Origin of the sequence: Oribacterium sp. WCC10 (genome assembly GCF_900113415.1) — a bacterium.
In the GTDB taxonomy this organism is placed as follows: domain Bacteria; phylum Bacillota; class Clostridia; order Lachnospirales; family Lachnospiraceae; genus Oribacterium.
In genome coordinates this window covers 162504-185580 of the sequence record NZ_FOPH01000003.1, presented here as the reverse complement: position 1 = coordinate 185580, position 23077 = coordinate 162504, and the positions used below count along the sequence as shown (strand labels likewise).

Below are 23077 nucleotides of genomic sequence, written 5' to 3'. Positions count from 1 at the left end.
TTTCTTTTTATAATACTTTTGACACCCATGACATTGTTATAGTACAATGTCGATTTGAAATCAGAGTCATCACATGACGTGAGTGTCAAAAGTATTTGCCACTCACCGATTAGCGCCAACGCACACCTTTAGTGAGCATAGAGCAGGAATCCTTACAGATTCATTTGAAGCGCTCAAAGCCGCGTGCAAGCACGTGATTTGGTACTTTTGACCCTTGTATCATCACATTATATTCGGACTATCCCAAACAGGAGATATAGATTTATGGAATTATGTATCAATGCAGAAAGATGCGGAGGATGTTTCTATCAGGGAATATCCTATGAAGAAGAACTCAAGATCAAGGATAAAGAGATGCATGAGCTTTTGGAGCCTGTTGTCAAAGCAGATGATTATGTTTTTGAGAGCATAGTCCCATCCCCGATCTGTAAGGGCTACCGCAACAAGATGGAATTTTCATTTGGTGATTCAGAGAAAGATGGACCTCTCACTCTCGGCTTACATCAGAAACACAGTTTCTTTAATATCATAGATACCGATGTATGTGCTCTGCCTCATAGCGACGCAAACGAGATTGTCAGAGCTACAAGAGATTACTTTGCAAAACTGGAGATCACATACGAGCACAAGAAAGCTCATGAAGGATATCTCAGACATCTTTTATTCAGAAGAGCTATCAAAACAGGTGAAATCCTTGTTGATCTGGTAACTACATCACAATGGAACAGTGCTATGCGTGTACCTGCACCACAGGAAGTCATTGATCAAAGAGCAAAAGAACTGGATGAGTGGTTTAACAGAAGATACAGTCCAAAGGCTCAGAAGAAACATAAAAAACCGGCTCCTGATAAATATGTAAGAGTTGCTCCGCCTATGAGTGAAGAAGAGGTTCTTAACGGTTGGAAGAACTCTCTTTTAAAACTTAAGGATGATGGAAAGATAGAAGGCAAATTTGCCGGTATACTTCACACCATCAATGACTCACTTGCGGATGCGGTTACCGATATGGGCACTTCAGTTCTCTATGGTCAGAACTACTTCTATGAGGAGATTCTGGGACTTCGTTTCAGGATAACACCTTTCAGCTTTTTTCAAACAAATTCATTGGGAGCAGAAAAGCTTTATGATAAGGTACGTGAATATGCCGGATTCACAGAACTTAAGAAAGCTCAGGAAGTTAACGGAGCTGACAAACCTGTTATCTATGATCTTTACTCGGGAACAGGCACCATCACTCAGCTTATGAGCAGTGTTGCAAGCAAAGCTGTCGGTGTTGAGATCGTCGAGGAGGCTGTGGCTGCAGCAAGGGAAAATGCACAATTAAACGGTGTTACGAACTGTGATTTCATAGCAGGTGATGTATTAAAGGTTATAGAGCAGGGCGGAAGACTTATAAAGGAAGACGGAAGTTATGAAGATGCGCCCAGACCTGACTTTATAATCCTTGATCCGCCAAGAGACGGTATACATCCAAAGGCTCTTACCAAAATCATCGACTACGGAGTTGATAAGCTTATCTATGTAGCCTGCAAACCAAAGAGTCTTGCAAGAGATCTTGTTCCTCTTCAGGAAGCCGGATATAAGGTTGTTAAACTTTGTCCGGTTGATATGTTCCCAAGAACAAATAACTGTGAGATGATTTGCCTCTTGTCAAAAGATAATTAAATAATGCAATTATTTACTCTGAATTTAAGCTAAATGCTACATTCAGAGTTTTTTTATATGTTATAATCAATTTATATTAATTTCTTTTTTAGGGGTAAAAGAGAAACGTATATGGAAGAGTATAGATATAGAGCACACACTTTCGGTCATGATTATCTGACCGGTCTGCCTGACATGAATTATTTCTTTGAACTCTCACAGTCATGTCATGAAATAGCTGCAGAGAAACACAGATCCACGGCGATGATGTTCATGGATCTCCACGGAATGCAGGCATACAACCAAAGGTATGGATATACCGAAGGAGATAAGCTTATCAAGTCGATTGCTGATATTCTGGTTCAGCATTTCAGTATCAAAAACTGCTGTCGTATAACAGCAGATCATTTTGCTGTCTGCACATTTGCAGATACGTTGGATAAACATATTCCATCGCTCATCAAGGACTTTGGTCTTGCAAATGACGGAAAAAATCTCCCGGTAAGAATGGGAGTATATAAAAGTGATCTTGAAGCAGTCGGATCTGCCACAGCATGTGACCGTGCAAAGATCGCCTGTGATTCCTGCGGTAACATATACAATTCAACAGTTGTATATTTCGACAAAAAACTTCTGGATAAATTTGAAAATAAAAGATACGTTTTTGAAAATTTCGAGATGGCTCTCGACGAAGGCTGGCTTTATGTCAATTATCAGCCTATAGTCAGAACATCTAACGGTAAAGTCTGCTGCGAAGAAGCACTTGTAAGATGGCAGGATCCTACCAAAGGACTCATACCTCCGCTTGACTTCATTCCTATACTCGAAGATGCAAAGATTGCATATAAGCTTGATCTTTATGTTGCGGAACAGGTTATCAATAAGCTTAAGAAGCAGTCGGTTGAAGGGCTTTATGTAGTACCGACTTCTATCAATCTCTCAAGAACAGATTTCCACTTCTGTGATATGGTCGAAGAGATAAGACGTCGAGTGGATGATGCGGGACTTGAAAGAAGCAGTATTATCATAGAGATAACCGAAAGCATCATCATGGATGATGTAGACTTTATGATGGTTCAGATAAACCGTTTCAGAGAACTTGGCTTCAGCGTGTGGATGGATGATTTCGGAAGCGGTTATTCATCTCCAGATATACTTCAGCGTGTTCATTTTGATGTCATCAAGCTTGACAAGGCATTCATCAGTCAGATTGAAAAAAGTGAAGGAAGCAGAATCATCATTACTGAACTCATACGTCTTGCCAACGGTCTGGGAAGTGAAACTGTTGCAGAAGGTGTTGAAACATCGGAACAGGTTGAGTTTCTTAAGGAGATAGGTTGTACCAGAGTTCAGGGATTCTTTTACTATAAACCCATTTCATATGAAGAAATTCTGGAAATGAATAAAAAAGACATATTAAAAGGCTTTGAAAATCCTATGGAGTCGGAATACTATTCCATTCTTGGCAATGTAAACCTTTATGATGTGTCATTTGCTTCTGACGAAGAGGATGAAAGTTTAAGGAATTATTTTGATACAATGCCTATGTTCATAGTCGAAGTAAGCGATCATGAAGCCATATTTGCAAGAGGCAATAAATCCTACAGAGACTTTATGGTCAAGTATCATTATGATCTATACACAAAGGAACGTATCAATTATACAGATTCAAGCAGCATTACCAATCCCGATCTGATTCAGGCATTAAGAAAATGCAGAAGCGACGGAAAACGCATAGTAGTAGGAGTAAAAAACAAAAACGGAGATCTCACTCACCTCTTTTTGAGAAGAATTGCCACCAACCCTGTAACAGGCATAGTTGCAATCGCCATCATCATTCTTGATCACGTGAACAATGATGCCGAACTGAGACATAAAGAAGCACTTGAACGTATTCGTCAGGAACAGAAAATCTACTCACGGATCACTGCGCTTTCAGGGGATTATATCTGCATTTATAATGTTGATCCGGAAACCGATCACTATATTGAATTCAGTATAAAAGGAAGTCTTAAATCTCTCGGTATAGCGAGTGAAGGATCTGACTTCTTTGAGCAGTCACGTAAAAACAGTCTTAAAGTCCTTTATCCCGACGATATCGATTTATTCCTGTCGAAGTTCTCCAAAGAATCGATAATGAGAGAAATACATGAAAAAGGAGTTTTCTCACTTAATTACAGGATGATTTTTGACGGCACTGCCCGTTATGTAAAATTAAAAGCTGCTATGATAAGAGAGGATGACCGCTTACAGCTTATAGTAGGTCTCATTGATATTGATCTTCAGGTTCATAAGGATCAGGAATACAGTAAGATGCTTATGGCTGCAAGGAATATCGCCAATGTTGATCCTCTGACCGGCGGAAAGAACAAGCATGCATATGTTGATGCCGTAAACACACTTAATGATCTTATCAAAAAAGAAGATGCACCTGACTTTGCGGTTGTGGTATTTGATCTTAACGGTCTCAAGGAGGTCAATGATACTCAGGGACATCAGGCAGGAGATCAGTTCATAAAAGATGGCTTTATGTGCATATGCAGGACATTTAAACACAGCCCTGTATTCAGAATTGGAGGAGATGAATTCGTAGTCATTGCTCAAAATGATGACTACAGAAATATGGATGCTCTTTTGGAGGGTTTTGAACATCTTAATATCAATAACAGAAAAGACCATAAGGTTGTTATCGCAGCCGGAATGTCAAGATATCATCATAAGGATGACAAATCCGTAAGCCAGGTGTTTGAAAGAGCTGATAATAATATGTATATCAATAAAAAGCAGCTTAAAGAAGTATGCTTATAAAGTATCTCATATAGATTTCCGGGGTAATGATACTTAAATTAATTGAAATTAGTCCCTGTTAACTATTGGTATATAATCTTGGGATAGCGTTTTTGTATGTTCATTCGCTATCCCAAGGTTTATTTATCGGGATAAATATTATATTATATACAGGTGACTGATCATTTGATTTGGAAGGTTATGATCTTCCTGAAGGATTAGGAAGGTTTTAATTTGGATAATAAGTTAAGTAAACAGATTAAAATTGTCTGTATCATTTTACTTATTGGATTTCTTTATGCATTCATTAAGTATGTATATGGACACAATATAACTTCCGTACAGGATTATCAGGATTTGATGAAGAAGTTCGGTATTGCCGGTCCTCTTGTGCTTACTTTTTTTCAGGCACTTCAGGTAGTGATTCCTATTCTTCCCGGATATCTCGGATGCGCCGCCGGAGCTATCAGCTTTGGAACCATTATAGGCTTTTTGTGTAACTACATAGGGATTTCAGTAGGATCCATCATTGCTTTTTTTCTCGCAAAGCGATTTGGGGTTGATCTTGTTATATCTCTTTTTTCGGAAAAAGAGTATCTTAAATGGAAACACAAACTGGAAAACAAGAGGTACTATGATGCATTTCTGTTTATAGCTATGTTACTTCCTTTGTTTCCGGATGATTTTTTGTGCTATTTTTCCGGATTGATCGGCATGAACACACGTAAGTTTATCTGGATTATTATTTTGGGAAAACCATGGTGTATCCTTGCGTACAGCATTTTGTTCGGTCTCATCAGGTAGGAGAGGTTAAATTATGGATAAAAAGAAGTTTTTAGGATTCTATGATTATACAGTTGTTTTGACATATATGGGTATGCTGTTTGCATTTACAGGTATACTTTCAGCTATAAAGCTGGATTTTGTACATAGTATGACCTGTCTTATGACTGCCGGTATTTGTGATATGTTCGACGGAGCTGTTGCTTCGACCAAAGAAAGGAACTGCTATGAGAAGCATTTCGGAATAGAAATCGATTCTATGAGTGATCTCATAAGCTTTGGTGTTCTTCCCGCATTATTTGTCTACATGATATATGATAAGGCTTTTATGGCCGGTATAGTAGCATCTGTTTATGTACTGTGTGCACTTATCCGTCTTTCTTATTTCAATGTTCAGGAGTTGGACAGACAGAAGAAAACGACAGGTAAAAGAGAGTTTTATCTCGGTGTGCCGGTTACAACCGTAGCCATTTTGCTTCCGCTTATGTTCCTTATCAAGTCACAACTTGGACTTAGAGGAAAGCTTAGTTATATCGTCCTCCTTCTTATTATGGCCTGTGGGTTCATCAGCGGAATAGAGATTAAAAAGCCTAAACTTGTAGGAAAGATCATTATGATAGCTCTGGGACTTCTTGAGTTTATCGGTATCTTCCTTTTATCCGGCGCAGATATCATGTGAGATACTTACAGGAGCATAACTAATGAGCGAAAGCTTAATGATTGATTTTTTGTACGGCACCCCCTGTGGAAGATTTCTCCTTAAAGGACTCGTCAACAGAAAGGTGTCGGTTTGTGCGGCAGAATTAATGTCGTCTGGTCTTTCTGCACATATAGTCCCATCTTTTATAAAGAATAATGGTATTAATCCTGATGACTATGAAGTACCCGAAGGCGGATACAAATCATTCAATGATTTTTTTACACGAAAGATAAAGCCGGGAAGACGTATCATCGAAGATGGATTGCTCACCAGTCCCTGTGATGCATACCTTACTGTTTCAGATATTGACGAAAACAGTATTTTTCATATCAAGCACACTTCATATTCGTTGAATCAGCTTCTTAAGGATAAGGATCTTGCCGGGCAGTTTATGGGTGGATCAGCTCTTATATTCAGATTGACCCCCTCACATTATCACAGATACAGTTTCTGCGTTTCCGGTGACGTAAGACTGTCAAGACGCATAGACGGTATACTTCATTCGGTAAAACCCGTTTGTCATGAGAAGTACCCTGTATTTATTCAAAACAGCAGAGAATTCGTTGTTCTAAATAACAAGGATCTGGGCGATATCGTTCAGATGGAGATAGGTGCACTTCTGGTCGGAAAAATATCCAATTCTGATTACAGAACAGGAGATATGGTTCAAAAGGGTTCTGAAAAGGGATATTTTGAATATGGCGGTTCATCAATTGTCGTATTGACTAAACGAAGACTTCCTGAAATCAAGGACGAAATATCTGTAGAGCTTGGAAAAGCCCTCATACAACGATGAAAGAATTACATACAAAAGATTTGACTCATCAATACAATATCAGAGTAAAGAGCAGCATCATTCCGAACTATGCCTACGCACCGCTTCTTATGATGTTTCTTGTTAATATTTTGGTGTATTTCGGAACAAGATTATTCACTGAAAAGCTGGTACATCATGATATTTCCTTATGGCTTGACTATAAACTTCCGTTTTTGCCGGTTTTTGTGATTCCTTATATTCTGTCATATATACAATGGATCATCGGATATATTCAAATCGCGAGAGTGGGACAAAGATACAGCTTAAAGGTATTTACAGGAGAGATTATTTCAAAGCTCATGGTATGTCTTTTTTTTATCTTTTTCCCAACAACCATGAGAAGAGTTACTGTAGAAGGAATGGATATATTCAGCAGACTGGTATCACTGATTTATAGATTGGACGCCCCAACAAATCTTTTTCCATCCATACACTGCCTGGAAAGTTATATATGTATGAGAGCGGCATTGGAGATTAAGAGTTTCGGAAAAGGCTATAAACTAATGATGGTAATCATGAGTATGCTGGTATTTCTAAGTACTCTATTTATAAAACAGCATGTTATCCTGGATTTCTTTGGAGCCGTACTTGTGGCAGAAGCAGGAAGGGCTGTATCGGATATTCTCATTCATCATTTTTATAAGAATTCATATAATCAATAATCATTGATGAAACACTTATCAAATCAGTGCTTCATTAAAGCCTCCTGCGTCGGGGCACGGATTTTCAAAGGAGATTGATGCTTCACATCGAAAATACGGCCAGGGAAACGCTTTAATCAGTGTCAAAAAACCTTCTGCTGTAATCGCAGAAGGTTTTTTAGTTAATAGAACAGCTTTACAACAAGAATCATGACTATCAGGAAAATAATATTTACCGATGTAAAGATTCCGATGTACTTTTTTGTATTGCATTTTTGAGTGTTACAGTACTGCTTAAAGGATATAAGACTGGCCATGGAAGCTATCAATGTTCCCAGTCCTCCCAGATTCGTACCAACAATAAGCTTTTGAATATCTGATGTAAATCCGGAGCAAAGTATGGCAGCCGGAACATTACTTATAAACTGACTCAGAAGTATTGATATTCCGATCTCGTTTGATTTTACAAGTCTCCCGAGTACATCACTTAAGGCTGGAATCCTCTTGATATTGCCGATAAAGATAAATAAAAATACGAATGTAAACAGGAGAGAATAGTCAGGCTTAAAAAGTATCTTTCTGTCAAAAAGAAGAACAGCAAGTACGACAGTCATAAGTCCGATCTGATAGGATACGGTATGAGCTACCACAAGGATGGATATAAAGAACATCAGCACATACAACGCTATCATCATCTTTCTTTTGGATGAGTTTTCAATTTCACTGTGTTCAGTTAATGCTACAGGTGAGGACTTTATCAATATAAATATAAAGACAAGAAGCAAAACTGCTGCTGCAACACTATATGGAAGCATTAACTTCACAAATTCACTAAGGTTCATACCGGAAAGTGAGTAGAGATAAAGATTCTGAGGATTCCCCAAAGGTGTTAGCATACTACCGAGATTAGCCGCAACTGTCTCCAGAACTATAACATTGATGTACAGGTCATCTCTGCCTGAAATAGTCAGCGTTACTATGGAGAACGGAACAAAGGTCAGGAGTGCCACATCGTTAGTGATAAACATGCTTGAAACAAAGCATAGGCCGATAAGGATAAGAACGACTCCTCGTATAGAATTCATTCTTCCCACAAGATAACTTCCGATCTGTAAAAATACATTTTGCTTTTGAAAGCCAGCCATTGTGATCATTAGCGATAGAAGAATGCTCAGTGTTCTGTAATCAATATAACCCGCATATTGTTCATCGGGTGTTACAAAAAAGCAAGACAGAACCGCCAACAAAAAAGACACACATAATACTACTTCATTTTTCAAAAAAACCTTTACTGAACTCATGATTTCCCCGTTTGAATAATCGGATCACAAAGTAGCAAATCAACATGCAGGCAGCTGATTTACTACTTTTGCCCATTACATCATAATATTAAATGATGCAGCCCTGCTATCTGCGATTTCAATCGAAGTAGCTGCATCGTTTTTAGCCACTCGCATAGAATAATCCTTTATACTCCGGAGGTCAATAAGATAAAGATCCAGTCGTAAATAGTATTCGGCAATATTTAAATATTGCAAAAGGCATGTGCAAATAATCCGCACATGCCTTTTATGAAGACGTAAGGATCAAAGTATCAAAACACTTGCTTTAACGAGGATTTATACTTTATGACCCGCTTTATGATCACATAATTGCCGTAACATTATATTCCTTTACCTTTTCATCATAAGGAATAACATTACCGCTTATCTCATTACCATTTACGACCAGCTTTTTTATACCTTTCTGTGATCCGTTTGTCTCTACTGTGATGTTGTATACAGCACCGCGATACTTTCTTGATAATGTGAAATCGCCGAAGTCAGATGGGAGACATGGATCTATGGAAAGACCATGGTGTGTAGGGCAGACACCAAGGATGTACTGCGAAACATTAACAAAGGTCCAGGCTGCAGTACCTGTGAGCCAGCTGTTTTTGCCCTGTCCGAAAAATCTTGCATCTTTTCCCGCTACCATCTGTGAATAAACATATGGCTCCGTACAATGTACTTCGCTTATTTCCTCTATAAACGCCGGACAGGTCTTCTTATATATGTCAAATGCTCTGTCACCGTGTCCGAGAACTGTTTCAGCTATAGAAACCCATGGATTGTTGTGGCAGAAGATACCTCCGTTCTCCTTGTATCCAGGCGGATATGAGCTTACTTCGCCAAGTTCGAGATGATACTTTGTATAAGCAGGCTGAAGTATCATAACTCCATACTTTGTATCAAGTTTTTCTTCGACACTCTTTAATGCTTTTTCAGCAAGGCCTTCCTTTACACCGATACCGGCAAGAGTACAGAAACCCTGTGGCTCGATATAGATCTGACCTTCCTCGCAATCCTTTGAACCTACTTTCTCAGAATGTGCATCATAGGCTCTCAGGAACCATTCTCCGTCCCAACCGTAGTTGATAACGGCATCATATACCTTTTCAACTTCTTTTCTTGCTCTTTCTGCTTCACTTGTATCTCCGAAAAGCTCTGCAAGTTCAGCATATTCCTTACCGTACTTGACAAACATTCCTGCTATAAATACAGACTCGGCAACAGGTCCCTCGGAAGGTCCGAATGTCTGAAAAGATTCACCGGGATGAGCAGAGAAGCAGTTCAGATTCAGGCAGTCATTCCAGTCTGCACGTCCTATAAGAGGAAGTCCATGAGGTCCCTTATGTGTGACAGTGAAGTCAAAGGATCTTTGGAGATGAGCCATAAGAGGCTGAGCAGTGCTTGTGTCATTGTCAAACGGAACCAGCTCACTCAATATGGAAAGATCACCGGTCTCTCTGATATAGGCACTTGTTCCTGCGATAAGCCACAGAGGATCATCATTAAATCCGGAACCTATATCTGAATTCCCCTTTTTGGTAAGGGGCTGATACTGATGATATGCACTTCCGTCAGGGAATTGTGTTGAAGCTATGTCGATGATTCTCTGTCTTGCTCTGTCCGGAATCAGATGAACAAATCCGAGGAGATCCTGACAGGAATCTCTGAATCCCATGCCTCTGCCAATTCCTGATTCATAGTATGAAGCCGATCTTGACATATTGAATGTAACCATGCACTGATACTGATTCCATATATTAACCATTCTGTCAACTTTTTCATTTGAAGAAGATACATGGTATATTCCGAGAAGGTCATCCCAATAGTTTTTGAGTTCAGAGAAAGCCTGTTCAACCTTTGTGGTATCATTATATCTTTCCAGCATTTCAAATGCTTTCTTTTTGTTGATTACGGATGGAGCTTCCCACTTTTGATTCTCTTCGTTTTCTATATATCCGAGAGTGAATATAAATGTTTTTGATTCGCCCTTCGAAAGTTTAAGATCAATCTGATGAGAAGCGATAGGAGACCAGCCGCTGGCAACAGAATTCGTGGCCTTTCCCGAAGCCAAAACATCAGGACTGTCCGGACCGTTATATGCCCCCAGAAATGCATCTCTACTTGTGTCAAATCCTGTCACAGCACTGTTTACACCATATACTGCATAATGATTTCTTCTTTCACGGTACTCTGTCTTATGGAAAAGAACTGAGCCACCTTCTGCAACCTCAACTTCACCGGTACTAAGGTTACGCTGAAAGTTCTTCATATCATCATCAGCATTCCAAAGACACCATTCAACATAAGAGAAAAGAGACAGATCAATGTCTACATCATTATTATTTGTGATTGTTATCATTGAAATTTCACAATTGTCATCCATAGGAACAAAAGTAAGAAGAGAAGCTTCAACACCATTCTTAGAAGACTTGAACCTGCTGTATCCAAGACCATGTCTGCACTCGTAACTGTCAAGAGCCGTCTTAACAGGCTGCCAACCCGGATTCCAGACAGTGTCGTTACTTAAGTCTTTGATATAAAAATACTTACCGTTGTTATCATATGGTACATTGTTGTATCTGTATCTGGTAAGTCTCATCAGCTTTGCATCTTTATAAAATGAATAACCACCACAGGTATTGGATATAAGTGAGAAAAACTCCTTATTTCCAAGATAGTTTATCCATGGCAAAGGTGTCTTTGGGGTAGTAATGACGTATTCACGAGCAGCGTCATCGAAGAAACCGAATTTCATAAATGCCTCCTGTAACTTAAACGTTTAAGGTGTATGTTTAGTGGCATTATATACTCACAATTGCTATTATGCAACCGCAAATACAGCATTTATATGAAAACGTTACAGTAATTTTTGCTGTTAACTAAATGTTTTTTTCTACAACCGGAAAAAATATCGGTCAAAACCCACGCTTCATCAACAAATATTGACAATTAATATAAAATATACACAATTTTTTTAATTTTAATCTTGTATATCTCAACAAGATGATGTATATTCAAGTTGCGAAAACGATTAAGTAAACAATGAGTGAGGATATATGACTAAAAGAACAGTTTCTCTCAAGGACATATCTAATGCTTGCGGAGTTTCTATCGCGACAGTATCAAAAGCACTGAATGATCATAGTGATATAAGTGCAGAGAAAAAAGCACAGATCAAAAAAACTGCTGCAGAGCTTGGATACAGACCAAACGCCGCTGCTCAGGCATTGAAGACAAACAGAACAAATAATATCGGAGTTCTATTTGTTGATGAAGCAAACAGTGGACTTACACATGACTATTTCTCACATGTATTGGACAGTTTCAAGCAGACCGCAGAGAAAAACGGTTATGACATAACATTTATCAACTCAAACAGAAGCGATGAAAACAGAATGTCATATCTATCCCATGCGTTGTACAGAGGTTTTGATGGAGTAGTGATAGCCTGCGTTGACTTCTATGATCCCGAAGTGACAGAGCTTGTCAACAGCAGCATACCTGTAGTTACCATTGATCATATGTTTGACAGCTGCATGTCGGTTCAGTCTGATAACGTTACAGGAATGAAAGATCTTGTTACCTATATATATAAGCAGGGACACAAAAAAATCGCATATATACACGCTCGCGAAACCTCATCAGTAACACAGAGCAGATTGACATGTTTCTATAAGACTATGCAGGAATTCGGTCTTGAGATTCCTGATGAGTACATGATCTCTGCTCCATACAGAGATACGGTCAAGACCTATGAAGCAACCAAGAAGCTTTTGGATCTCAAAAATCCGCCGACCTGTATCATCTGCCCTGATGATTTTTCATCCTTCGGATGCATGAATGCAGTCAGGGAAAGAGGACTCAGGATACCGGAGGACATATCTATAGTAGGTTACGATGGTATCGAACTTGCCAGAAGGATAAGCCCAAGACTCACAACTCTGGTTCAGGACACCAGAAAGCTGGGATCTCTTGCCGCCGAAAAGCTGATTGCTCTTATCAACAATCCAAAGGGAACACTTATAGAACACCTTTTGGTGGATGGCAAGCTGGATGAAGGCGAGTCAGTGGCAAAAATTGAAAATCAGAACACGTCAGGGCAACCTGATGAAATATAATGCAGAGACATTTCTGAAAAGGAATCGGATATGTCAACGCAAAGGATAACGTTAAAAAAATAATGGAGGCAAATGTAGTTATGAGAAAAACAACTCTCGGATTGTTACTGTCAACAACCATGGTACTGAGTGCACTTTCAGGATGCGGAAGCAAAAGCACACCTGAAGTCGCAGGAACAGGAAAGGTTCTTAATATCGCAGCCTGGAATGAGGAATTCAAGTCACGTCTCATTGATCACTATCCGGGATATGAGGAAGTAGACGGAACAACAGGTAAGATCGGCGATATTACTGTTAAGTGGCATATCACTCCAAATCAGGAAAATGCTTACCAGAACAGACTTGATGAAATCCTTCTTGCCCAGGACAAGGCAGCACAGGATGAAAAGCTTGACCTCTTCCTTGTTGAAGCTGACTATGCGGTTAAGTACACAGATACACCATTCACAGTTCCTCTTACTGATCTCGGCATCACGGCTGATGACATGAAGGATCAGTACAAGTACACACAGGATGTTGTAACCGATTCAAAGGGTGTCATCAAGGGAACCTCATGGCAGGGCTGTCCGGGTGTTATGATCTACAACAGAAAGGTAGCGGAAGAGGTATTCGGTACACAGGAACCTGAAGAAGTTCAGAATTACTTCTCTGACTGGAGCAAGTTCAACGAGTCAGCAGCAAAGCTCAAGGATAAAGGCTACCATACAGTTGCTTCTATGGCTGATACATTCAGAATCTACCAGAACAACGCAAAGCTTCCATGGGTTGATGATGATATGAAGATCCAGGTTGATGACAACCTTATCAAGTGGGTAGAGGATTCCAAGAACATGGTTGACTCAGGTTACTGCGATACATTTGATCAGTGGACAGATGACTGGACTAAGGGATTCTATCCTGAAGGAAATGTATTTGCTTACTTCGGACCGGCATGGCTCATCGACTTCTCAATGGCCAAGGATGTTGAAGGTTCAATCGCTCATGATGGCGGCTGGGGTGCTATCGAAGGTCCTCAGGGCTTCTATTGGGGTGGTACATGGATCTGTGCTGCAGCCGGAACAGATAATGCTGATCTTGTTGCAGATATCATGAAGAAGATGACTTGTGATCCTGAAATCATGAAGGACATCGTTCTCAAGGACAATGATTTCGTAAACAACAAGCCTGTTATGGAAAAGCTCGCAAACGATGATTCTTACAAGAACGAAGTTCTCGGCGGACAGAATCCTCTTAAGATGTTCTGTGCAGGCGCTGACAAGATCGACATGGCCAACCTTACAGCATACGATCAGGGACTCCTTCAAGACTTCCAGTCAGCTATGGGTGACTACATCAAGGGCAACTACAAGACCATCGATGAAGCTATGGAGCAGTTCTACACACTTGCCACAACAAGATATCCTGATCTTAAGAAATAAAAAATCATTGCCTGTCGGTTATCCGGCAGGCAATTCTAAAAAATGCTATTACATGGAGGTTTCAAATGGTTAAGAAGAAAGCCGGCACGGTACAAAGGTATAATCGCTGGGGATATATATTCCTCATACCTTTCTTTCTGGTATATGTGATTTTCAGTTTCATTCCTTTGATGTCAACTATCTTTAACAGTTTTTTCGAAAACTACTATTCAGGTCTGCTTCAGATAGGCCCCAGATTCATCGGTATCGAAAATTACATTAATCTTCTTACCGCTCCTGAAATCTGGAAATATCTCGGAAACACACTTATCATGTGGATCGGTGGTTTCATTCCACAGATAACTGTGGCACTTATCCTTGCATACTGGTTCTCAGATCCAAGTCTGAGACTCAAGGGACAGAGATTTTTCAAGACAGTAATCTACATGCCGAATCTTATCATGGCATCAGCATTTTCCATGTTATTCTTCGCACTCTTTGCAGATGCAGGTCCTATAAACCAGATCCTCATCAGTCTTCACATTCTTAAAGAACCTTTTAAGTTCATGAACAGCGTTGCAGCATCAAGAATTCTGATAATGCTTATGAACTTTCTTATGTGGTTCGGTAATACCACCATACTTCTGCTTGCAGGTATGTTGGGAATCGACGGTTCTCTCTATGAAGCGGCAGAGGTTGACGGAGCAAGTGCTTCTCAGATTTTCTTCCGTATAACAATGCCTATTCTTCGTCCGATCTTCATATATGTGCTTATCACATCTCTTATCGGCGGTCTTCAGATGTATGACGTTCCTCAGATTCTTACAAATGGTAAGGGTACACCGGCAGGTTCAACTACAACAGTTATCATGAACCTGAATCAGTATCTGACAAGTAAAAACTTCGGAATGGGCGGCACTCTTTCAGTTTATATGTTTATCATTACATTAATACTCAGTCTCGTAGTATTTAAGATAAACAGTGCAAAAGACGAAAAGCCTGCTAAAAGATTTTATTAAAGAGTACCCTGATACAGTCAGATCCGGTCTGAAGATATCTATCTGATCCGGTTCAATAAGAGAAAGGAGTTTAGTGTGACTAACAGTAGTTCTATAGCCATCAGGCTTAAAGAGAATTCGCACGGAATGGAGAATAGTATGGAAACTCATAAAAGTAAAGGTTTGCCGGTTGGGACAAGACGAATCATAGCATATACTGTGCTTTCAGTATTCACTTTCCTGTGTCTCATCTGGTTTTACATCCTTCTTATAAATGCAACAAGATCTCACGCTGAGATGACCAGAGGCTTCACCATGCTTCCAAGTACTCATGTATTTGAAAACTGGGAGAACCTTATAAACGGAACCATCCCTATAGCTATGGGTTTTGTTAACAGTCTTACGGTTTCCGTATTCGCATCAGTTCTTTGCGTTTACTTTTCTGCTATGACTGCTTACGCTATCAATACCTACAGATTCAAGGGAAGAGATGCTATCTCAGCATTTATACTTGCCATCATGATGATACCTGGACAGGTAACCATACTCGGTTTCATCCAGCTCATCAACAATATGGGTATGGATGATTCGCTGCTTCCGCTTATCATTCCTTCGGTTGCTTCACCTGTAACATACTTCTACTTCAGACAGTATATGGCCAGCAATCTTCCTATGGAACTGATTGAGGCTTCGAGAATTGACGGTTCCGGCGAGTTCAGAACATTCAATACCATCATACTTCCGCTTTTAAAACCGGCCATCAGTGTACAGGTTATATTCAGTTTCGTCGGAAGCTGGAACAACTACTTCACACCTGCACTGATACTTCATACAGATTCCAGAAAAACGCTTCCTGTACTTATCGCACAGCTTCGTGGTGCAGACTGGTTAAGATTTGATATGGGTCAGGTATATATCATGATTGCCGCATCTATATTCCCTGTAATCGTTATCTACCTTATCCTTTCAAAGTATATCGTTGGCGGAGTTACTGCCGGTGCCGTAAAGGGTTAATATAGATTTATTTTAAATTAAGTATACGTGCACATATGTGCAGGTTGGTTTAAATCAGTGAGTAGCAGAAATATATGATACTCACTGATTTACTTAAGTAAACAAGAAGTATGAAAATCAGATATTCGCCATGATGTTTCAGTACATTGGTGATATGACAAAGTAAGGATAATAATATGACAAAAGAACAGTTACTTGAAATTGTAGATAAAATGACTCTGGATGAAAAAATCGGCATGGTCCACGGAAGCGGATTCTTTCATAACGATGGAGTCGATAGACTTGGAATCCCGGACATTATGACATCAGATGGACCTATGGGTGTAAGAGGAGAGTTCTTCGACAGCAAATGGATATCTCTGAACTATCAGGATGATCTTGTCACATATCTTCCCTGTAACAGCGCTCTCGCTGCAACTTTCAATCGTGAAATGGCTCACAGTGAAGGTTCGGTTCTCGGAGCCGAAGCCCGTGGCAGAGGCAAGGATGTGATACTTGCTCCGGGCATAAACATTAAGCGCAGTCCGCTTTGCGGCAGAAACTTCGAGTACTTCAGTGAGGACGGATATCTCACAGCTGAACTTGCGATAGAGTTCGTCAAGGGTGTTCAGGAAAATGATGTTGCCTCATGTGTCAAGCATTTTGCGCTTAACAATCAGGAAACAGAGCGAATGGCTGTGGACACCGAAATGGACAGGGACATTCTGAAGGATACTTATCTTGAGGTATTCAGACGAGTCCTCACAGAGGGTAATGCCTATTCCGTTATGGGTGCCTATAACCGAGTATTTGGCGACTACTGCTGCGAAAACAAATATCTCCTTGATGATGTCCTGAGAAAAGAGTGGAACTACGATGGTGTAGTAATATCCGATTGGGGCGGAGTACACGATACATACAAGGCGGCTGTGGCAGGATGTGATCTGGAAATGTCTGTGACAGATAATTTCGATGAATACTGCTTCGCTGAGCCTCTTAAGAAGATGGTATCAGAAGGAAAAATCCCTGAAGATGTAATAAATCAGAAGGTATACAGACTTCTTCTTATGATGGACAGGCTTCATATGCTTGACAAAAAGAGACAGAAGGGTTCATATAACTCACGCTCACATCAGGAAACTGCCTATAATGTAGCATCCGAGTCCATTGTTCTTCTTAAGAACGAAAGCAAAGTCCTTCCTCTTGATGCTGAAAAACAGAAGAGAATACTTGTGATTGGTGATAATGCTATCAGACAGCACTCCCTGGGCGGCGGCAGCGCTGAGATAAAGGCACTTTACGAGATAAATCCGCTTCTCGGACTTAAAGAATATCTGGGAGGCAATACAAAGATAGACTATATCTCAGGATATGATGCAGATATAGCTCCTGACAGTACAGAAATCAACTGGCAGGAAAACAGTCTTGAAAAGGTTAATGTTGAAGAGAATGAACAGCTCAAGAAGGTTTCCATCGAACGCCGTGAAGAAGTTCTCAATGCTCTTCGTACAAATGACTATGACAGCGTCATCTATGTAGGCGGTCTCAACCATGTACTTGACAGGGAGGGCTTTGACAAGCCTGATATGAAGCTTCCTTACGGTCAGGATGAACTGATAAGTTCTATACTTGATATCAGAAAGGATGCTGTAGTCATTCTCATCAGCGGAAGTTCTGTTGAGATGAGTTCATGGATAGACAAGGCTGATACTGTTCTCTGGTCGTATTATAACGGCTGTGAAGGCGGCAGAGCCATAGCTCATACCCTGTTCGGAGACAATAATCCATCAGGAAAACTGCCTGAGACCTTCTATTTGAAGCTTGAAGACTGCTCTGCATTCAGTGTGGGTGAGTTTGGACGAGAGGACATAGTTCATTATAATGAAGGCTATGAAATCGGTTATAAATACACTGATAAGCATGGAATCAAAGTTCAGTTCCCGTTCGGATACGGTCTTTCATATACAAGCTTTGCATATGAAGATGAAAAAATATCTTCGGACAATGTTCTGACTGTCACTGTAACAAATACAGGTGATATGGATGGCAAGGAAACTGTTATGGTCTTCGGAGATAACCTTAAGAGCAAAGTGAGAGAACTTATCGGATTCGAAAAGGTCGCTATCAATGCAGGCGAAAAGAAAAACGTAACTGTAAGCTTTGTTTCCGGCTATAAAAATGTAAGCACACAAAGGATACCGGAATAATTCGAAAAACAAGACAGGGAAACGTGTTCTGACGTCTCCCTGTTTTTTATTTTGAGGAGATATGATGGCAATTATAATATTTCATAAAAACATGACAACTTTTTCACACAAAAACTGATAACTGTTATATAGAGTGCTACAATACAGAACATGGAATAAAAATTTCTTCCGAAATTGTCGCGTCTGCTTTTCGTTTATGATGCAACACATCAGTGAGTTACAACGCACACATTATAATAGCAAGAGGAATCATTATGGGACAAAAAATGAATGAATCTGGCACAGGCGAAACGATACCTTTAAAACTATCAAGATTTCTAAGTGACGGTGCCGTGCTGGAACATAAAAAGCCAATTCATATCTGGGGATACGGTACACCTGAATCAAAGATAACTGCAGTTTTTGACGGAATGACAGAAACAACGGAAATCAATACCGAAGGTCGCTTTGATATCGATTTTCCCATTCATACAGCCGGGGGACCATATATACTCACAGTATCTGATGATCAGAATCACAGTATCACTGTCAAAGATATCATGGTAGGCGCTGTCTGGTACTGTTCCGGACAGTCCAATATGGATCTCATGATGGAACGTGTCCGTGACAGCTATCCGGATATACTTTCTGATTGCACAGACGATGGCATCCGTAATTATAAACTTGCAACTTCCGTAAACTATCATGGCCCGCTTGAGGAACCGGAAAGCGGAGAATGGAAAAAAGCGGAACCAAACAATATCATGGCTTTTTCAGCTACTGCTTATTTCTTTGCAAGAAAACTTCGCGAGAAAACCGGGCTCACCGTAGGAATCATACATTCATCTCTGGGTGGTTCCAGAATCCATGGTTGGCTTTCCCGGGAAATGCTTGATGGCTATGATGAACTGCTTTCGGAAGCTGAACCCTATGCTGATGATGATTATCTGGCAGGTCAGATAACCAAAAATGAAACTCAGTCTAAGAAATGGCATGAGGAATTGGATTCCAAAGATGAAGGTGTGAAAAAATCCTGGCAGAACGGTTTTCCGGATGGTTCAGAAAAATCCCTAATGCTTCCTGCAGTGTTTGAAGATACTGAACTAAAAGATTTCACAGGAAGTATCTGGTTTGAAAAAGAATTTACTGTTCCCCGAGAGATGGCAGGACAACCGGCTCACTTGTGGATGGGGACCATGGTCGACTCCGATACCGTGTATCTGAACGGTCAGAAAATCGGAGAAACGGGATATCAGTATCCACCGAGAAAATATCTTATTCCGGAAGCTACGCTTCATGCAGGTACGAATACACTTGTAGTCCGTTTAATCGTAGAAAACGGTAAGGGTCGTTGGACTCCGGGAAAAGGGTACTTCCTGTTCAATGATCAGGGAGTCATCGATCTCAAGGGTGAATGGAAATATAAAACAGGCGCGGTAAGTAAAGCTATTCCGGAAACAGATTTTGTAAACTGGAAAGCAACCGGTTTATTTAATGCCATGTGTGCTCCATGTACACATTATCCCATCGAAGGTATCGTATGGTATCAGGGAGAAGAAAATGCTCCTCTTAAGTGGGATTATCTCGACCTCACGAAAAGGCAGATAAAAGGATACAGACGACTTTGGAAAGACGATAAGCTTCCTTACCTTTTCGTACAGCTTCCAAACTTCACTGAAGATCTAAGGGATCTTCCCGGAAAGTGGCCTGCACTTCGTGAATGTCAGAGAATGGCATCTACAGAGCCATATACAGGAATGATAGTAAGTATGGATCTTGGTGAGGATAATGATCTCCATCCTCATGGAAAACGTAGAATAGGTGAACGTCTTGCATCTCAGGCACTTCATATGGTTTATGGAAGAGATGAAGAATATACAGGACCTGTTCCGGAGAGCTACAGCTTATCCGAATGTAAAAACGGAACTGAGATTCTGATTACATTGGCTCATGCAGAGGGGTTACATTCATCATCTCTGGATAAAGGAGACGAACTGATGGACTTCTCTGTGATTGATATCTCAGGAAATGAAGTACAGGCTGAAGCGGCAATTGAAAACAAAAACATAAGATTAAGGGTACCGCTTCATACGACGGATATAAAAGAAATCAGATATCTTTACAAAAATACAAATCATGGCGGATTGGTATATAACAGAGATAAGTTCCCGATGAGTCCATTTGTTCTAAGAAAACACTGATTATATCAGTGCTTCCTTAGAGTCTCCGGCGGGTGGCATGGATTTTCAAATGAAATTGATGCTTCATATCGAAAGAGCGGCCGGAGAAACGCTTTAATCAGAGTTTTCCCAAAGAAACACTGGGCAAATTAAGCCGTTTGTGTATTTACATGAATATGCCATAACGTAACATGAAAATGCTTAAACGGCTTTATTTTTTTGCGTATTTCACGAGCATATATTTGGACAAATCAAAGTATTTTTAAGTGTGCAAAACAAGCATAAAAAAATCTTTGATTTTTACAAATGAACATTGTTTTTTCCATTTATCATAGAGACTTCATTAGTTATATTATAGTAAAAGTAAACGAAATGCAGAAACATTTAATCGAGGTTTTGTGAAAAATGGAGACAGATTTTACTACAAAAAGGGATAAGTGCTGGCTAAGTCAAAAGATCACAAGCGGATTTCCGACATTTTCCATAAATGATTTTTCAGGTAGAAAATCAAAGCTGATCCACCAGACTATATGTTCGGAATTATCGAGATTATTTCCAAATTCAAAAGAATCAAAGACGGAAGATCCGGCACTGCAATTTGCAAAAACAGAAGATGATCTCAATGAAGGCTTCTGCATTCTGCGATCAGAGGATGGAAAGATAAAAATACTTGCATCGGAAGAGATCGGATACTTACATGGATTATTTGCTCTTTATGAGATTCTTGCAGGAGGAAGAAACGTAAGCTTTCCATACGTTTCGGTTCCGGATCAAAGCATTCGTATGCTGAACCACTGGGACAATTTTGACGGATCCATCGAAAGAGGATATGCAGGGAATTCGATTTTCTATAACAACAATGAATTCCGCAACGATTTCGACCTGTTGACTCAATATGCAAGACTTCTTTGCTCGGTCGGAATCAATGCGGTTTCCATAAACAATGTAAATGTTCATCATCTGGAAGCCTTCTTTATCGAGAAGCCTGCACTATCTGACATAAAAAATATAGCAGACATCTTTTCTTCATATGGTATACGGCTGTTTCTATCCATTAATTTTGCAGCTCCGATAATTGTGGGAAAGCTTCATACAGCAGATCCATGTGATCCGGATGTCAGAAAATGGTGGTCCGGTATAGTTGATTCCATATATGAAGAAATTCCTGATTTCGGAGGATTCCTGGTAAAGGCTGATTCAGAGGGCGAACCTGGGCCATTTACATACAACAGAACTCATGCGGACGGCGCCAATATGCTTGCAAAAGCAATTGCACCTCATGACGGCATCATCATCTGGCGCTGCTTCGTATATAACTGCCAGCAGTCATGGAAAGACAGAAGTCTGGACCGGGCCAACGCCGCATACGATCTGTTCATTACATTGGATGGACAATTCGAAGATAACGTTATACTTCAGATCAAAAACGGTCCTATAGATTTTCAGATCAGAGAACCTGTTTCACCTCTTTTCGGTGCACTTCATAAGACAAATCAGATTCTCGAATTTGAGATCACTCAGGAATATACAGGTCATCAGATCGATCAGTGTTACCTTCTCCCTATGTGGAAAGAAGTCATGGACTTTGATACACGGTATGAAGGTGAGTCACTTGTAAAGGATATAGTTCGTGAGTATTCACCTGTAACGAAAAACAGTGGTATTGCTGCGGTTGTAAATGTAGGTATGGATGAAAACTGGACCGGAAACAAGATGGCCCAGGCAAACCTTTTCGGATATGGCCTCATGTGCTGGGATAATACATTATCCTCCGAAGAAATCGCGAGACGATGGGTGAATTTAAGCTTCGTCCTCGATAATGAGGATACAGATGAGATGGTAAACATGCTCATGACCTCCCGTAAAACCTATGAGAATTATACCTGCCCCTTAGGCGTTGGCTTCATGTGCAGACCTAATATTCATTACGGAGTAGATGTTGACGGTTATGAATACGATCGTTGGGGAACTTATCACTACTCAGACCGTAACGGAATAGGACGTGAACGGAGTCTTTCATCAGGAACAGGTTATACGAGGCGTTATTCAGACAGCCGTTTTCTGGAATATGAGAACCTGAATTCATGTCCGGACGAGCTTTTGCTTTTCATGCATCATGTACCATACGATCATGTTCTTCATTCCGGGAAAACAGTTATACAGCATATTTATGACTCGCATTTTGAAGGAGTTGAGGCTGTAGAACATTACATAGAATTTATAAAAAGACTTAAAGGAAAAATCAGTGATTCCGATTACTCAAACATTCTTGAACGTGCAGAACGGCAACTTACTTCAGCTATAGAATGGCGGGATACCATCAACACTTATTTTTATCGTAAATCCGGTATAGAAGATTCAAAACACAGAAAGATATATGAATAAAGTGTATCGTCTGATCTTTAAATAATAATCTGATTTTCGAATCATTGAGAAATAAAATGATCCGATAAAAATAACCTGACTCAAAATAACGATTCTACATAGAACCAATCTAATGGA

15 protein-coding genes are annotated in these 23077 nt (G+C 40.0%); 13 read left to right on the top strand and 2 right to left on the bottom strand.

Annotated features, from left to right (window positions below):
* Positions 1-264: 264 nt before the first annotated feature.
* The 6 genes from BM294_RS03430 (at position 265) to BM294_RS03405 (ending at position 7393) form a co-directional block, all read left to right on the top strand.
* Complete coding sequence (locus tag BM294_RS03430) at positions 265-1665, top strand: class I SAM-dependent RNA methyltransferase (RefSeq protein ID WP_091204923.1); 1401 nt, start codon at positions 265-267, stop codon at positions 1663-1665.
* 111 nt (positions 1666-1776) lie between these two features.
* Positions 1777-4452 (top strand): EAL domain-containing protein, encoded by a 2676-nt coding sequence (locus BM294_RS03425; RefSeq protein WP_091204922.1) that lies wholly within the window; start codon positions 1777-1779, stop codon positions 4450-4452.
* A 213-nt stretch (positions 4453-4665) separates the two neighbouring features.
* Positions 4666-5235 (top strand): TVP38/TMEM64 family protein, encoded by a 570-nt coding sequence (locus BM294_RS03420; protein WP_242944405.1) that lies wholly within the window; start codon positions 4666-4668, stop codon positions 5233-5235.
* Between the two features lie 13 nt (positions 5236-5248).
* Positions 5249-5893 carry a CDP-alcohol phosphatidyltransferase family protein gene (locus tag BM294_RS03415; protein ID WP_091204920.1) on the top strand — a complete coding sequence of 215 codons (645 nt, stop codon included), beginning with the start codon at positions 5249-5251 and terminating at the stop codon, positions 5891-5893.
* Between the two features lie 22 nt (positions 5894-5915).
* Positions 5916-6710 carry a phosphatidylserine decarboxylase gene (locus tag BM294_RS03410; RefSeq protein ID WP_091204919.1) on the top strand — a complete coding sequence of 265 codons (795 nt, stop codon included), beginning with the start codon at positions 5916-5918 and terminating at the stop codon, positions 6708-6710.
* The gene (locus BM294_RS03405) at positions 6707-7393 is read left to right on the top strand and encodes a phosphatase PAP2 family protein (RefSeq protein WP_091204917.1); all 687 of its coding nucleotides are present in this window, start codon (positions 6707-6709) and stop codon (positions 7391-7393) included. Before BM294_RS03410 ends, BM294_RS03405 begins: the two co-directional genes overlap by 4 nt.
* A 161-nt stretch (positions 7394-7554) precedes the next feature.
* Here the strand turns inward: BM294_RS03405 and BM294_RS03400 are convergent, their stop codons facing one another.
* Both BM294_RS03400 and BM294_RS03395 read right to left on the bottom strand, forming a co-directional pair.
* A complete protein-coding gene (locus BM294_RS03400; RefSeq protein ID WP_091204915.1) occupies positions 7555-8673 on the bottom strand; it encodes an SLC13 family permease in 1119 nt (372 codons plus the stop codon).
* A 343-nt stretch (positions 8674-9016) separates the two neighbouring features.
* On the bottom strand, positions 9017-11458 hold the full coding sequence (locus tag BM294_RS03395) for a glycoside hydrolase family 94 protein (RefSeq protein ID WP_091204914.1): 2442 nt from the start codon (positions 11456-11458) through the stop codon (positions 9017-9019).
* Positions 11459-11759: 301 nt separating this feature from the next.
* On the opposite strand from BM294_RS03395, the gene BM294_RS03390 reads away from it, so the two are divergent.
* From BM294_RS03390 to BM294_RS03360, 7 genes are all read left to right on the top strand, one after another.
* Complete coding sequence (locus BM294_RS03390; RefSeq protein WP_091204912.1) at positions 11760-12821, top strand: LacI family DNA-binding transcriptional regulator; 1062 nt, start codon at positions 11760-11762, stop codon at positions 12819-12821.
* 80 nt (positions 12822-12901) lie between these two features.
* Positions 12902-14239, top strand: coding sequence for a type 2 periplasmic-binding domain-containing protein (locus tag BM294_RS03385; protein ID WP_091204911.1), 1338 nt, complete (start codon positions 12902-12904; stop codon positions 14237-14239).
* A gap of 65 nt (positions 14240-14304) precedes the next feature.
* Positions 14305-15237, top strand: coding sequence for a carbohydrate ABC transporter permease (locus BM294_RS03380; RefSeq protein WP_091204909.1), 933 nt, complete (start codon positions 14305-14307; stop codon positions 15235-15237).
* A gap of 138 nt (positions 15238-15375) precedes the next feature.
* On the top strand, positions 15376-16230 hold the full coding sequence (locus tag BM294_RS03375) for a carbohydrate ABC transporter permease (protein ID WP_091204908.1): 855 nt from the start codon (positions 15376-15378) through the stop codon (positions 16228-16230).
* Positions 16231-16406: 176 nt separating this feature from the next.
* Positions 16407-18416 carry a glycoside hydrolase family 3 protein gene (locus BM294_RS03370; RefSeq protein WP_091204906.1) on the top strand — a complete coding sequence of 670 codons (2010 nt, stop codon included), beginning with the start codon at positions 16407-16409 and terminating at the stop codon, positions 18414-18416.
* Positions 18417-18670: 254 nt separating this feature from the next.
* The gene (locus BM294_RS03365) at positions 18671-20596 is read left to right on the top strand and encodes a sialate O-acetylesterase (RefSeq protein WP_091204904.1); all 1926 of its coding nucleotides are present in this window, start codon (positions 18671-18673) and stop codon (positions 20594-20596) included.
* Between the two features lie 384 nt (positions 20597-20980).
* On the top strand, positions 20981-22960 hold the full coding sequence (locus BM294_RS03360; protein ID WP_091204902.1) for an alpha-glucuronidase: 1980 nt from the start codon (positions 20981-20983) through the stop codon (positions 22958-22960).
* Positions 22961-23077 lie beyond the last annotated feature (117 nt).